Source organism: Wolbachia endosymbiont of Onchocerca ochengi, assembly GCF_000306885.1.
Taxonomy (GTDB): domain Bacteria; phylum Pseudomonadota; class Alphaproteobacteria; order Rickettsiales; family Anaplasmataceae; genus Wolbachia.
In genome coordinates this window covers 398,603-414,298 of record NC_018267.1, presented here as the reverse complement: position 1 = coordinate 414,298, position 15,696 = coordinate 398,603, and the positions used below count along the sequence as shown (strand labels likewise).

At 31.3% G+C, this 15,696-nt stretch carries 10 protein-coding genes and 2 pseudogenes; 9 read left to right on the top strand and 3 right to left on the bottom strand.

Annotated elements, in window-relative coordinates; genetic code table 11:
- Positions 1 to 625: 625 nt before the first annotated feature.
- Positions 626 to 760 carry a hypothetical protein gene (locus tag WOO_RS04255; protein WP_255325508.1) on the bottom strand — a complete coding sequence of 45 codons (135 nt, stop codon included), beginning with the start codon at positions 758 to 760 and terminating at the stop codon, positions 626 to 628.
- 322 nt (positions 761 to 1,082) lie between these two features.
- On the opposite strand from WOO_RS04255, the gene WOO_RS01585 reads away from it, so the two are divergent.
- From WOO_RS01585 to WOO_RS04015, 5 genes are all read left to right on the top strand, one after another.
- A complete protein-coding gene (locus WOO_RS01585; protein ID WP_014868940.1) occupies positions 1,083 to 1,775 on the top strand; it encodes a phosphatidylserine decarboxylase in 693 nt (230 codons plus the stop codon).
- Positions 1,772 to 2,542 carry a CDP-alcohol phosphatidyltransferase family protein gene (locus tag WOO_RS01580; protein ID WP_014868939.1) on the top strand — a complete coding sequence of 257 codons (771 nt, stop codon included), beginning with the start codon at positions 1,772 to 1,774 and terminating at the stop codon, positions 2,540 to 2,542. Before WOO_RS01585 ends, WOO_RS01580 begins: the two co-directional genes overlap by 4 nt.
- 1,357 nt (positions 2,543 to 3,899) lie before the next feature.
- Positions 3,900 to 5,366, top strand: coding sequence for an alanine/glycine:cation symporter family protein (locus tag WOO_RS01575; protein WP_014868938.1), 1,467 nt, complete (start codon positions 3,900 to 3,902; stop codon positions 5,364 to 5,366).
- Positions 5,367 to 5,504: 138 nt separating this feature from the next.
- Positions 5,505 to 6,083, top strand: a complete 579-nt coding sequence (plsY, locus tag WOO_RS01570; RefSeq protein ID WP_014868937.1) for a glycerol-3-phosphate 1-O-acyltransferase PlsY — start codon at positions 5,505 to 5,507, stop codon at positions 6,081 to 6,083.
- Positions 6,084 to 6,325: 242 nt separating this feature from the next.
- Positions 6,326 to 6,493 (top strand): hypothetical protein, encoded by a 168-nt coding sequence (locus tag WOO_RS04015; protein ID WP_155981141.1) that lies wholly within the window; start codon positions 6,326 to 6,328, stop codon positions 6,491 to 6,493.
- A 1,720-nt stretch (positions 6,494 to 8,213) separates the two neighbouring features.
- Here WOO_RS04015 and uvrA read toward each other — a convergent pair.
- The gene (gene uvrA, locus WOO_RS01565; RefSeq protein WP_014868936.1) at positions 8,214 to 11,039 is read right to left on the bottom strand and encodes an excinuclease ABC subunit UvrA; all 2,826 of its coding nucleotides are present in this window, start codon (positions 11,037 to 11,039) and stop codon (positions 8,214 to 8,216) included.
- Between the two features lie 486 nt (positions 11,040 to 11,525).
- Between uvrA and ruvA the strand changes: the two are divergent.
- The 4 genes and pseudogenes from ruvA to WOO_RS01550 all read left to right on the top strand — a co-directional run bounded on the left by ruvA (position 11,526) and on the right by WOO_RS01550 (position 14,722).
- Positions 11,526 to 12,098, top strand: a pseudogene (ruvA, locus tag WOO_RS01560) (Holliday junction branch migration protein RuvA).
- Positions 12,095 to 13,040 (top strand): annotated as a pseudogene (gene ruvB, locus WOO_RS03820) (Holliday junction branch migration DNA helicase RuvB). The pseudogenes ruvA and ruvB overlap by 4 nt, the downstream one beginning before the upstream one ends.
- 101 nt (positions 13,041 to 13,141) lie before the next feature.
- Positions 13,142 to 14,152 carry a hypothetical protein gene (locus WOO_RS01555; RefSeq protein ID WP_014868935.1) on the top strand — a complete coding sequence of 337 codons (1,011 nt, stop codon included), beginning with the start codon at positions 13,142 to 13,144 and terminating at the stop codon, positions 14,150 to 14,152.
- 60 nt (positions 14,153 to 14,212) lie between these two features.
- The gene (locus WOO_RS01550) at positions 14,213 to 14,722 is read left to right on the top strand and encodes a DNA-3-methyladenine glycosylase (RefSeq protein WP_014868934.1); all 510 of its coding nucleotides are present in this window, start codon (positions 14,213 to 14,215) and stop codon (positions 14,720 to 14,722) included.
- 50 nt (positions 14,723 to 14,772) lie between these two features.
- On the opposite strand, the gene WOO_RS01545 is transcribed toward WOO_RS01550, so the two are convergent.
- Positions 14,773 to 15,645 carry a hypothetical protein gene (locus WOO_RS01545; RefSeq protein WP_014868933.1) on the bottom strand — a complete coding sequence of 291 codons (873 nt, stop codon included), beginning with the start codon at positions 15,643 to 15,645 and terminating at the stop codon, positions 14,773 to 14,775.
- Between the last annotated feature and the right edge of the window lie 51 nt (positions 15,646 to 15,696).

The following is a 15,696-nucleotide window of genomic DNA, read 5'->3' as shown; positions in this document are numbered from 1 at the left end:
AAGAAAAATTAATCCATTGACAAAAGTTTTACAAAAAAATTCAATCACAAGATTATTAAGATCTTAATGTATTTATTATAATAAATTAAGTAGCTTATTCTTAAATTCTTTAAAAGTCTTAAATGACATACCCTCAGTCAAATCATTGTTTAATGTTCTTCAAAAGAGCTCTATCTTATTATTTCCTTGCAACCTATATGACTTTGCATATCAATACTTTATCTTTATTTAAGTTAACACTCTTTCAAAAGGATGCTCATTCATATTACTTCTGATACAAGTTTTGAACCACTACTCGTCATTACTTCCTCAAGCATATGCTGTAATTTTGCTTTATGTAATTAAAATACCTCAACACTATAAGTATTACTTTTACAACTTCCTCTACACTATGCAGCTTATATTGTCTATTTATAAATGCTCAATTTTGTCTCTATTTACCATATTTTTACTCAAATAATAATATAATGCTAACCTTCACTTTTTTTACTAAAGGCTATTTCTCTAATTATTTTTCTTTTTTACCTTCCCTTATGCTCTATATTAGAGCTTTAAAAAAATTATATATACTACACTAACATGTGTTCCATTATACCACTTTTTTAGTACAAATTTTGTTATCTATTTATACCCTTCTTTCGTCCTTATAACTGAATTTCCTATTCCAATTTCTGCTTTCCCACTCTGTTACCTTAGCTTTCTTTTTTTTAGCAAGAAGCTCTTTTTCATTCCACTGTTTTATATTTATTATGCTACTCATAGAATGTTTGTTTACTTATACTATTTTTGTATAGTAAAATCACTGACAAATTCATACAACACATGCCTTTTTACTCTTGTTTGCCCACATCCTCTAAACAAAAGTCCATTTATTCTGACAATCCCTTTCTAAAGTTTTATCCTCTATACTTCTCCTTACTTCTTGCGTCCAAAAGAAACCTAACTTAGAGTAAAACCTTTGTCAAAAAACTACTTAACTTTTACATCGATCAAGAGTTTTTTTCTTGAAGCGGTTAAAAAAGACTTTCCATTAGAAGCGATAAGTGATAAATTGTTAATAACAGATTATTGCTAATAAGGTTATGTGCTTTTGGTTACCTAATATAAACAGGGAAGGTTACTTATTTATAGCAATTTCTTTTACAGTGACATGTATAGCATTCTCTTTATCTTGGGGGTTTGGTATTACATGCTTATTTCCAACATTACTATGCATCTACTTCTTTCGTGATCCAACAAGGGTCGTGCCAAGCAATAGAGATCTTATACTAAGTCCTGCCGATGGTATAATTTCAAAAATTGAAGAAGCGAGTTATCCTTTACCAACGGAAAATGAAGAGGAGAAAAAATTCATACTTATTAGTATATTCTTGAGTATTTTGGATGTACATGTGAATCGCATACCAATATCTGGTACAGTAAAAGAAGTACACTACAAAAAAGGCAAATTTATGTTTGCAACAAGTAATAGATCTAGCAATGAAAATGAAAAACAAGTTATTGTAATCGAATACGAAAAGGAAAAAGAAATTATTGTAGAACAAATAGCTGGACTAGTTGCACGCCGTATCGTTTGTAACCTAAAAGTTTTCCAGGCTGTAAAAGCAGGTGAAAGGTTTGGAATTATAAGGTTTGGAAGTAGAGTAAATATCTATGTACCTGTTGATACAGAAATAAGAGTCTCAAAAGGACAAACCGTTATCGGTGGTGAAACAATTATAGCAAATTTAAATAAGAAAAATACTCAAGAAAAGCTTACTTTTGATATTATATGAACAATAATGGTAATAACAATAGTTTTCTGCCTGTTGCTAAATTATTTCCAAATTTTATAACTTTATTAGGTCTATGTTCTGGTCTTACTTCACTTAAATTCACATTTAATGAACAGTGGGAGTTTGCAGTAATTTTTATCATCATTGCAGCAATTATAGATGGAATGGATGGCAAAATAGCCAGAATCTTAAAATTAACTAGCAATTTCGGAGCACAACTTGATTCTTTTGCGGATTTTCTGAACTTCGGTGCAGCACCTGCATTTCTCTTATACTTTTGGAAATTAAAAGAAATCAAAGTTATAGGATGGATACTGGTAATGATATATGTAATCTGCATCTCGATAAGACTTGCAAGGTTTAATATATCATTAAATGTAGAGCAATTTGACTGGGAAAAGTTTTTCTTTTCTGGAGTACCAGCACCAATATGTGCTTTACTTTCCTTGTTACCAATAATTGGTACCTTTCACTCTCAAGAAAGTGAACATTTACTTCTTATAGAGCAATTTTTCAACATAAAGAACACTGCTTGTTACTTTTTTGCTATCTCATTTTTCTCAGTCAGTCATATTCCAACTTTTTCCGCAAAATATATTTATATTCCCAGAAACTTATCTTATATATTTGTATCGCTTTTTGGAGTGTTTATCGTATTTTTTGTCAGCAAGCCTTGGGTTACTTTACCAATTTTAGGCATGGTGTACGCACTTACTATTCCAATAAGTACTGGATTTTATATATATTATACCTATAAAACTCGCTAGCTGCAAATTGCAATAAAAAGCAGTAAGTGGTAGCATAATTGAAAAATAAGTGAACTATTTAGTTCATTTCTGTATACAAAGATATCTTAGTTCCGTTTTACTTATTTAAGTAATTGCAACTGGATTCTTTTATATCTAATTTAATTTTACTAACTTTAGCTCAGTTAAGCATAGAATATAGACGCTATCTAACCACCTAAAATGTATAATTATAACAACATATAATCATTCATAGGTATTTATAGCAGCAATTTCGGAAACAATTGGTCTTAGGGCTTAGAATAATATCAAGAAGTTGCAATTATTGTACAATAAACTCACGTGCAATTTTTAGATAATAGTCATCGTAATGCTTAGTATGCCACAAGGTTCGCCAAAGTAGTGTTTGTATTTACTTATCGTTCTGAAAATTTAAAACTGGCAAATCTCTTTGTAACATAAAATATAAACTTGCAAAAATTAGATTTATAAAAACTGGTAAATTACCTGCATTTACCTATTCAATTAAGCTACTTATTGCAATGATTTCATATGATACACTACTTCAAACAAATTAAATTGTAGTATTGTAAAATGCCCTCTTCGAACACAACATGTCTTTTATCATATTTGACGCTTGTTCTAATTGTAATACTGAGGAAAGCAGAACAAATCACCTTTAGTTCAATAGGTTTACTACCCACTATTGATAATTCTGTATACAGGTATGCCTGCGTTTTAACCTATGTAGACGGAGATAATTCATTGAATATTTTACCCTACAATATTCCAAAATATCTCTAACAAATCAGCTATAGAGGCAAAGTATTAAATGGATTAATAGTAGCGTGAGAAGTTATTATTTACTAATAAAGCAGGCACCGGAACAACAGTATAACACATTCAGTTGTAAAAGAGAAAAATCCAATTAAAGCTGAAAGCTTTACACCAACTGCATTATTTGTAGACATAATACTAGTTTCATCTTTAATTAGAGCATTATGATAATATCACTGGTATTCAATAGCACCATGACGAGGGGTAATATCCTGTGGTTAACTCAGCGTTTTCAACAGTCTTACCTTTATTTAACAAGCCAGTTCCTTCGCTAATAATGTTTTCTTTTGCATTCCCCACAACAATAGCTTATTATTGCTACTATAAAATAGCACTTGTTTGGTAATAAAAAGTACTAGTGTTACTTCAAATTTTTGCAGTAGTTTCAATGTATATCAAAAGGTACAAAACTTATATCTTATCTAGGCAATGATTTGTTTATGTGCTTTATGGTTCCAAATGCTATTACAATATATCTCCTAAGAAGGAAAGCCATAAATACAATAATAGATTCTTATTATAATTCTAAGAGGTATTAAACATGATTTATAGGTTACTGTATGTAGTACTATTTTGCCTATTATTTAATGACGCATATGCTACTTCGGGTCTTTACAAAAGCTATGATGCTGTATTAGATGGAGTAAATAACTTCATAAGTAAAGTATTGTTTTTTAAAGTTTTCTACATACCATTCACAATTTTCCTAGTGGCCTTCAGTTATGTGTTTTTAACATTACGTTTTAAATTTCTCAATATAAAAATGTTTAAGCATGCATTCGCTATCCTATGTGGGAAGTATGACACAGATCACCATGATGGTCACATTACGCATTTTCAGGCATTTATAACTGCACTCTCAAGTACGGTAGGTCTTGGAACTGTTGCTGGTGTTGCAATTGCAATTTCAACTGGAGGACCAGGAGCAGTACCTTGGATGATGATTACAGGTCTTTTCGGCATGTCAGCAAAGTTTGCTGAAGTAACTTTAGCGTTCAGACACAGAACAGAAGGTCAGAAACAGTTATTTAGTGGTCCATTTCAATATATCAGAAACGGACTGGAGGAATTTGGATTTAAGAAACTTGGTATTATCTTAGCTGCAGTATACGCGGTATTTTTCGTATTATCTGGTCTTGGTGGAAGTGTAGCATTTCAAACTAACCAGATGGTTTCAATATTGTCTGGCCATTCAAATTGGGTAGATAGTCACCCCTGGTTGATCTCTTCCATAATTTCTGTGTTGCTTGCTTTGGTAATTATCGGTGGAATTAAAAGGATAGCTATAGTATCCTCTGCATTAGTGCCCGTCATGTCGCTTATATATATTTTCAGTTGTATCACAATTATTGCATTTAATATTAACAATCTTGGTAATACACTTAAAATATTATTTTCTAATATGATAGACTTCAATGCCGCTGGTGGAGGAGTAGTAGGAGCATTTGTTACCGGAATTCAAAGAGCAATTTTTGCTAGTGAAGCAGGTATTGGCTCTGCCTCAATTACGCATGCAGCGGCTAAAGATGAGGAACCAGTTAGAACTGGATTAGTTGCAATGATAGAACCATGTTTTGATACAATGTTAATTTGTTGTTTAACAGGAATAACAATAGTAATAACAGGTGCATACCAAACCGGCGTTGGTGAGGGAATACTAATTACTCAAAAAGCATTTGAAACAGTTTCTTTTTGGTTTCCTATACTCTTAACTATAGCTGCACCTTTATTTGCATTCTCTTCAATAATTTCTTTTGTGTATTGCTGTGAAATGGGATGGCTATATTTGTTTGGTACAAAAAGTATAGTAATATACCGCATAGCGGTAATAATTGTGGCGTTTTTCTCTGGTCTTTCTAAAGATATAATGACTATTGCCAATATTGGTGGGACTTTATTCTCTTGTTTAGCTCTTATTAATATGACAGCACTTATACTATTCAGCAATCAGATTAACAATGAAGCTCAATATTACCTAAAAAGATTAAAGGATAATAAAATTAATTAGGTTCCTCTTTAGTATGCAACCATATCAGATAAACACAAGCCGCTATCACTTCAGTACTTGGTGCTCGAATCTATACTTATTTTTTCTGAAGTTTAGTACTTACTACGTATTAGGGATAGTACCAAAGATGTAAGTGTAATGGAGAAATATATAGTCCTTATATCATCATATGTATTGGGTTCAATACCATTTAGTTCAATTATTACAAAGATAAAAGGAATAAATTTAAGAGAAATAGGTTCTGGAAATATTGGTGCTACAAACATTGCAAGAACAGGAAATAAAGAACTTGCTGCTCTAGCATTGTTTCTAGACTCTTTGAAAGGGTTTATTGCAGTTTACGCAGCGCAACAATTTTTCAATAATGGTATTATTACATATACATCTGCAATCTTAGCAGTTCTAGGACATATGTTCCCTATCTGGCTAAAGTTCAATGGAGGAAAGGGAGTTGCAACAACTTTAGGAATTTTAATAGCACTTAATACCCGTGTGGCACTGCTGTTCGTACTTATTTGGCTAGTAGCATTTTCTACTCTTCGATATTCTTCCCTTGCTTCTTTAACTTCTATTACAGTAGTTGTTATAGCAACTTTCTTTTTTCAAAGAGAGTTATTTTTTGTACTATTAATTGTAGCAATACTAATTTTCTTAAAGCACCACAAAAACATTGTAAATCTTCTACAAAGCAAGGAATACAAGTTTTTTAAACAGTAAACATCTATATTCTATAGCTAATGCAGAAAGGCTTATGTGGTGCAAAATAGGTTAAAATGACATAATAAGTATTAGAGACCTAAACCCTAGATTAAAAAAGAATAGAAAAGATAGAAAACAAGATAAACCTAGTTAATATTGAGAAACAAAATTTAAATAAGTTATCCATAAATTAAAGATACAATGAAGCTACTTTTGCTTAGTTGATGATTTCTATAAATTTATAGAAGAAAAATTTGTAAATGAACTACTATCTATCAAATGGTAGAAAGCCTATAGGACATATGGACAAAATTTTAGAGAAGCCAAACAAAAGCATAACAACAAGAAAATCCATAAAAACCTCAACAGTTTTATTAAACCTGGAAAAAATATATTCGATTTTACCGAAAAAACACTTAACTAAATGACTCTTTTTACAGATATGCTCACTATATACCTCTACCCTTTTCTGATAAATTTTAATAGAATAACTACTGTATATCCCTTACCTTTTAATACTTGTAATAAAAACATTATACCGTAGTTCTTGTCAGCTGCTAGATACTAGAATTACAAATACCTCAGTTAATCAGGTAACTGCATTTCCTTAATCAGGAGTAAAAGTAAATTTAAGTGAATTCTTATTACTAGTTTAGCCATAGATGTAATTTTATATCCTTGATAACATTCCACTTGTCTCTTGGAATAACCTTAAGAAAACTTTACTTATAGAAGTAATAGAATCACCTATACTTTTGCAAACTTTATAGATAAATATATAGCCACTTTTCTTAACACTCTTAACTACAGGCACCTCTAAAACACCTTCTTCTTCTAAGAAACATCTTTTACTTAAACTTAATCTATTTCTTAACTTACTAAACTTTGCTTTGTTTTCATCACTAACTTCTGCCTTTATATTTTTATTATCTTTCCTAATTTAATAAAAGACATCTCAATACCAACTTATGCAAGACATCTATATAATTTCTTTTTCCCTTTCTCATTTTCAATTTTTACTACACTTTTCTCTATTTAAAGTAGGCTAATTCTTATATTTAAATCTTAAGCTTCTTTATTGTTCAAAATTTTCACAGGTTTAATAGTACTATCTTATAGTTATTTTACATAAAAATACCCATTATCTATTTCTACTTTTTTTAGCTCCCTTCTTGAGTTTATTCTCTATTTACAATAACCTTTATATACTATATTTTAGTTCTTCTTCTCTACTCTAACATTGTTTACTAAGGTTATTTAAACAATCAAAGTTATAATACTCATTTTGTAAGCTTGATATCACTGAAGAAAAATCCTTATCATATTCCACTTTTAACAACAGATTACTTATGCTCCCTTTATGATCTAGCCTAAAGCTTTACATTCGTCGCCACCACTTTTATCAACATAATAGAACACATTAAGTATTACGGTTTGAAGAAAATAAATTTACATAAAGCTGAACAATAGCTTTTTCCATTTCTTTTAATATCAATTTATTAAAGTTTTTCCACAATAACTACAACATAAACTCAGTCTTGTTCTTTTCTTTAAGAAACTCTTTACCCTTTTCTCAATGTTTCCTAAAACACTTTTTTCAGACTTCTTATCTATCGCAATTAATGCTATTTTTAGCTTCACCGAAAATAAGTTTTTTAGAAAAAGATAATCCACTTGAACTACAGTTCAAATCCTCATCTTCTAAGCTAAAATTACTTAATCTATCAAAAACCACCTTGCATTACCATCAGAGCCATACATTAGATCATCATAAAGTGCCTAATTGCTACAGGTAATGTAACCCTTTTCTGACTTTAGATTAGTGAAAAAAGCGTGCCGAATAGACTAAAAGCACTTATTTTTAGTAATATATTTCAACTGAAACCTTCACTCCGATCTTGCACATTTGAATCAGATCCTGTCTTTAGAAAAGGAATTATATATTTAATATAATTGAAATTACCTAATGATGCATATCGGTCACTAACTCATTTAAAACATCAAGCAATTTTTTATCTAAACTGTATTGATTATCACTTTCACCTAACTTTTCGTTAGTACTTCACCATAAATAGCAGGTAAGTCGACAAAAAAAATTTTCATATTTCTTTATCATGAACATCTACCTCACCGTCTCACATACTGCAGTTATTGTGATGATTTTATACCGTTGAGTAAGTATGGCTTAAGATATCTACCTGTAATACTCTCTGGTATATCTATTATACTTTCCGGAGTGCCTGTAGCAACCACTTTTCCACCTTTTATTCCGCCTTCTGGTCCGATATCTACTATATAATCTGCAGTTTTTATAACGTGCAAATTATGCTCTATAACTATAACAGTGTTTTCTAAATCGACTAATTTATGAAGCACTTTTAATAAGTTATTTACATCTTCAAAGTGCAATCCAGTTGTTGGCTCATCGAGAATATATAATGTCTTACCAGTAAATCGTTTTGAGAGCTCTTTAGATAGTTTTATTCGCTGTGCTTCTCCCCCAGACAACGTTGTTGATGGTTGCCCGAGTTTTACATAGCCAAGCCCTATTTCCTGCAAAGAAACTAACTTTTCTTTTATCATTGGAAGATTTCCAAAAAAATCACAAGCTTGATCTATCGTCATATCAAGCACATCAGAAATTGATTTACCTTTATAGGTAATCTCTAATGTTTCCCGGTTATACCGTTGACCTTTACATTGCTCACACTTTACATAAACATCCGGTAGAAAATGCATTTCTATCTTTAAATATCCATCACCTTTACACGCTTCGCACCTTCCTCCCTTAATATTAAATGAAAATCGGCCTATACTGTAACCTCGTGCTTTTGATTCTGGAAGACCTGCAAACCAATTCCTTATATGAGTAAAAATACCTACATATGTTGCTGGATTTGATGCAGGAATCTTACCGATTGGTGATTGATCGACTTCTATAACTTTATCTATATACTCAAGGCCTTCTATTTTATCACACTTACCATACTTTACAGATGAACGATATATTTTATATGCTGAGTATTTATATAGTATTTCTACAACTAAACTTGATTTTCCTCCCCCTGATATCCCAGTAACACAAATAAAATTCCCTATAGGAAACTTAACGCTTACATTCTTTAAATTATTCTCACACGCATTAATTACCTTTATGAACTGAGTTGTTTGTTTTCTCCTCTTCTTCGGAATCAAAATCCGTTTCTTTCTGCTTAAATATTGTCCTGTTACGCTTTCTAAGCTTTTTCGCACCTGACCTGGTGTTCCCTCTGCAACAATTCTTCCTCCATTTACACCAGCTCCAGAACCAAGATCGATTACATAATCAGCAGCCATTATTGTATCTTCATCATGCTCAACAACAATCACAGTATTGCCTATATCTCTCAAGCTTTTGAGTGTGGCAATTAATCGATAATTATCACACTGATGAAGACCTATCGAAGGTTCATCAAGCACATACAGCACACCTGTTAAACCAGAACCTATTTGTGAAGCAAGCCTAATTCTTTGGCTCTCACCACCAGAGAGAGTGCTGGACTCACGATCAAGTGTAAGATAACTCAATCCTACATTCTTTAAAAATGTCAATCTCTTAACTATTTCATTTAGTATTCTAATTGAGATTTGCTTCTGTTGTTCCGTAAGTTTATTTGGCAAATCTCCAAACCATTTAAGAGATTCATCAATATCGAGTTTAGATATTTCACCTATGTGTTTTTCATCAATTTTTACTGTAAGTGCTTCTTCTCTTAATCTGTAGCCATTACATTCTTTACAGTAAGTAACAGAACAATATCGCTCAATAAGTGTTTTATCATAATCTATTTGATTTTCCAAGATATTGACCAAACCTTGAAATTTCATTTCTCTAGAACCAAAAAGTACCATATCTTTTACTTTTTGATCTATATCCTTCCATGGAAGATCAAGACTAAATTTAAAATTTTCAGCCAATGATAGTATTGCATTTTTTATAAACCCATAATTTATGTGCATTTGATTGAATACTGACCCTACTGGTTTTAAAGCGCCTTCAGATATTGAAAGTGTTTCATCCGGCACTATTAGCTTTACATCAATACTTAGTTTTTTACCAAGCCCATTACATGATCCACATGCACCATAAGGACTGTTAAAAGAAAAGAATCTTGGTTCTATTTCTTCAAGAGTAAAGCCGGATTCCGGACATGCAAAACTCTCAGAAAAGGTTAGGATATGACCACTTTTATAATTGGAATTATGATTGTTAGGCAAGCCTATTATTTCTGCATACATTAACCCGTGACCAAGCCTCAATGCTGACTCTATACTGCTTGGCAATCGATTTCCTATATCATCTGATATTAATATCTTATCTGTAACCACAAAGATATCATGTCTTCTGCCCTTGTCAAGCTTTGGTAAGTTATTTATATCATATATTTTGCCATCTATTTTTAGTCTTACATAACCTTGCCTTTTAATTTCCAATATCTCTTTAAGATGTTCCCCCTTTCTACCACGTACAATGGGAGCAAGTATATATACTTCAGTTTCCAAAGGTAGCGCCACTATAGTATCTACAATTTGAGACATAGTCTGTTTTCTTATCGGTAATCCAGTTACAGGTGAGTAAGGAACTCCTATTCTGGAATATATTAAGCGCAGATAGTCATAAATTTCAGTAACGGTCCCAACTGTCGATCTTGGATTCTTTGAGATCGATTTCTGATCAATGGATATTGTTGGAGAGAGGCCTGTAATCGACTCAACATCTGGTTTATCTTTTACGTTAAGAAATTGACGTGCGTAGGTTGATAGGCTTTCAATGTAGCGACGTTGACCCTCTGCATAAATTGTGTCAAATGCAAGGCTGGATTTACCAGAACCACTTAGCCCAGTTATAACAACTAGATTATTTTTTGGTATATCAACATCTATACTTTGTAGATTATGTTCTCTCGCACCCTTAACTCTGATGAAACTTTCCATAAACCAAGTATTTTTGAGTATTATAGTCTTATAAATACATGAATTTATACTAACTTTCTACAAACTTTTAATTATTATGGAAAATAATATGAATATAGGCTTACAAGAAAGATATCACGCAAATAGCTAACGCATTCAGACTTTTTCAGCCACAGAAATAAAAAAACATTTAACAAACTTTTTAGCTCTCTTCTTACAATACTGAGGATGTTTAATTGTCTTTAACCCATGCAAGGTTGAAACGATTGGTGATGCTATATAGTTGATGTCTTATGTTTAATTTCTCGCACTATGTGTACCTATATCTTTATTAATTTTATCTAAATTCTTAACTTCTTAAGTTGAGAGTGCTCATAAAGTTTTTTAAGCACAGCATAGCGTAGAACATCAATTTGAGAAAGTAAACAATTATTTATCATGGTCCCTTGCCTTTTTTCTGTTTAGTAGATTTCTTAAAAATTAAAGCAATCACTAAACTAGCAAGCAATGATAGGAAATTTAAGTGGAACAGTCGATAAAATTCAGAGCAACCATATAATATTGAATGCAAAGGATGTTGCTATATAGTATAGCTTTCATCTAAAGCCTTAAATAAAGGCTTCCATTGAAGGTAAAATCAAATTGTTTATTGAAACTATGTGAATAATAGAGAGAACATTATTCAGCTATATGCTTTTATAAACAAAGAGGAGCAGCAAGTTTGCTAATTGTAAGATAAGCTGTGTTATCTATAGAACTGCAATATAATTTTGAGTAAATTAACTCCAAAACAGATGTTTTTAGCAATCACAAGCGAGAAGAAAGTTGCACTCAAAATAAGTGAACTCGGTTTGAAGCTCATAAATCAAATTATTACTAAACTGAGTAGCAAAGTGAATAAATCGAAAATAAATAATAATAACTTTCATCCGATTAAAGAAGATTCTGTTTCAGCTTTGATAGATCTTGGATATAAAAAAATGAAAGCCTACGATATAATAAAAAACACAAGACAAATCGCTAAACCTGAATATTAAGAACATTATTTGTATGGCGCTTAAGGAACTTTCAACATTATAAAAATAATACTATTTGATAAAGAATATACTGAAGGTATATGGAATTTAAATATTAGAGCCAAGCGGCTTAATGATTTTGTCTAGCAAAAAGAATTAATACAAAATTTAAGAGTGTTTATAAATGCTGCACACAGACAAGAACTAAAGCTTTGGATCACATTCTATTGTATGGTCTCCCCAGGAATTGGAAAAACAACTTTAGCATAAACTGTTTCTAAAAAATTAAGAGTCAGCTTTCGTGTAACTTTTCTGATTCTTTACTTAACAAAGCTGGGAAATTTAGCTGCAGTACTTACTACTTTAAATACAAAAGACGTTTTATTTACAACAAAATCACAAATCAAACCACAACATTAAAGAAGTTTTATATACTGTTATAGAATATTTCCGCCTAAACATATTAGTAGGTGAAGGCCCATCTACTCGCACTCTAAAAATAGACCTACCACCATTTTACGTTGATTGGAGCAATAACACGCCTTAGACTACTTTCCGCATCGTTGAGAGAACGTTTTGGTATCCTTTTGCATCTCGAATTCATCCTTTTGAAGAGCTGGTTAACATTATAATAAAGGAGGCGCAAGAGTTCTTTCTGATCAAATCAGAAGGGTGCAATACAGGAAAATTGCTTATCGTGTACGTGGCACTCCAGAATTGCTTTGAGATTACTCAGAAGAACAAAGAATTTTGTCGAAATGAAAGATGATAAAAAAATACTCACGAAATTTCTGACTCCGCGCTATCAAAAATTGAGCATAGATAAAATGAGACTAAATAAATTAGATATGAATTATTTAAGGTAATATCCCAGGAGCATTCAAATTAACACCATATCCACTGCGCTATCTGAAAATAGCGGTGTATTGAAGAAATGGTAGAGCTTTATTTGATAAAAATCACTTTTATAAAGTGCATACCATGGGAACACGTTCTAACTAACTAAGCGGAAAAGTATTTTAGCCTTCAATATTAAACAGCTGAAATATTGACTAACTGATATAATATTTTTATACTAGTTATACGTCAATATTAATGGAGAAGTATATGTTAGACAAGATTAGAAAACTTTGGAAAGCTATCTGTTCTACAATTAAGGGCAAAGTCGAAAGTCCTTATGCACTTATGGCAGAAGAACCTTCTTTTAATGAGACAGATTTAAAACCAAACAAAAAAAAACAAGAGGAGCATCTTATTTCTCTGAATAAGAAAGTAAGGGGAGATGATAATCCTGATATAATTGTGAAAGAAGAACTTTCTGGTGATTTGAGCAATCAAAATATATCTAAATCAATATTAGACAAAGGCGAGCATAGCATCACTCTTGATGATGACGAAGCATGGAATAAGTTTTTTTCATTGCAAAATAACCTTTCCACCAATATCACAAACCCAAAGCCCTTTGCTCGTGGTAAAAATAAGTATAATGGCAAAGATATTACAGGCAAAATATCTGAACAAATCAAAAATGAGATATCTAAAAACATAGTAAATAACACTATAGAATCTATAAGACTCAAAGAAGCCAAAAGGGAAAATGATATCGTTTACCCTTCTATAAGAGTTGTGTTAAATGATAGTGAAAAAGAAGTAAATGTAACCAAACTTCTAAGTGGCAACATATGTAGAAAATACAATGTAAAAACAATCACATTTTGCTACCCTAATCAAAAAAAGACAAGAGGAGCATGTTGCTATATTAATGATAATGGAAAAAGAGTTTATGAAGTAATTAATGGATCATATCAAATGACTATAAAATGGTATGCCGGAGAAAAAGAATGTAATATTAAAATTAACATTAACGACGATGGCTCCATAAAGCTTATCAAAGATAATGGCATTACTGAAGAACAATTACGTGCAAATAAAGAAGTAAAAGTAGGCAAGAAATGTGAAGCAAAATTTTTACATGAAGCATTAGCATCACAATTACAACAAAAGAGCTCTGAATTAATCAAAGTTTTGCAACATCCTTCAACAAATGTAACAGGTATAGATAAACCACAAGAACATCAAGCTCCTGTTTCTCAGAGATGTATATATCCTCTTAATTAAATAGGGAAAAACAAAAACATTATAAGTTACTTGTAAATACAAGTAACTTATAATGTTATAATGAATAATATAATACTACCAAGAAATTTCTATAAACAGCCAACTTTGATTGTAGCCGGAAAGTTGTTAGGAAAAACATTAAAGTTTTCCAGCTTTAGTGGGATAATAACTGAGGTTGAAGCCTATATAGGAACAGACGATCCAGCTTGTCACGCAGCACAAGGCTATACTAACCGAACTTCAGTAATGTTTGGCATGCCTGGATTTTCATACGTGTATTTTATATATGGAATGTATCACTGTTTAAATATCGTAACAGAAACAGAAGGATTTCCAGCTGCAGTATTAATACGAGGGTTGAAGCTTATTAAACCGCTCGAAGTAAATCTAAATGGGCCAGGAATACTATGCAAAAGACTGAATATTACAAAAGAATATAATAAACGAGATCTTACTATAAGCCATGAATTTTGTGTTTACGAATCCCATCTCAAGCCAGATTACGTCTGCACTCCAAGAATTGGAATTAGTAAAGGCAAAGAGAAATTTTGGCGATTCAAGGTTTTTTAACTTTAGCATTATTTCTATAGTTTAGCCACGGAAATAACATGTAAAATACCCTAGTGAAATTTAACAAGCTTATCTATAGTTTTAGTAATAATTCTTGGAGTATCAGGAGAAACCTCTAAGCTTAGCTTATTTAGTTGCTCTATAGTAAATTCACTGTTCTCATTTATTACAAAACTAGATAAAATCTTTTCTATACCTTTAGTAATATTTTCATACTTTTTCAAAGGATGGTTGTGTGGATATCTATTTATAGTCTTAATGCTGGAGTACTCACCAAACACTTGATCTTTAAAAGCAAGTTGTTCTAATCTCTTTTTGAATTTCACTTCTTCCTCTTGTGCTAAAAAACAAGATTTTATTAGTAATTTTACAATTGAATTTATAACCTGATATACTCCAAAATATACTACTATATTAATAGTATTCTCCTTCACTACACAATCATACATACTTTCCCCACGCTTTAATAACTCTATAAACATTCTACTATTTTGCGAATCTAACTCTAAATTCTCTTCATTCATAGGAGTTATTATGAAAACGTTTTTATTTACTCTAATATTAAATTGTGGAGAACCATCAAAAAGGGAAAATACCACATCCTTAGCTTCAAGTTTACTATTATATGCAGAAAAGAGAGTGCATGCTACAACGTCGCTTGGTATCTCCATCCCATGTCTATTCAAGTGAAGTAATATATTTTCAACGTCATGATATATAAAACCTGAACTCTTTAGCAAATTAACAACCTCTATGTTGTCATGTTGTTCATACTCTATTCTCACTTCTTCTGTAAAAAGAGTTTTTGCTGCTACGTGTTTATTAAGCACTGTGAAAATCTTAATGAAATTTTCTAAATCTTGTTTATTAACTAGTTCAACACTAATCAAATTCTTATCAACAATTAAAATATTCCTTGTCATTTCTACCCACTAAAAAACTTACCAAGTGAATTGTATTTTTAATGGATTAAA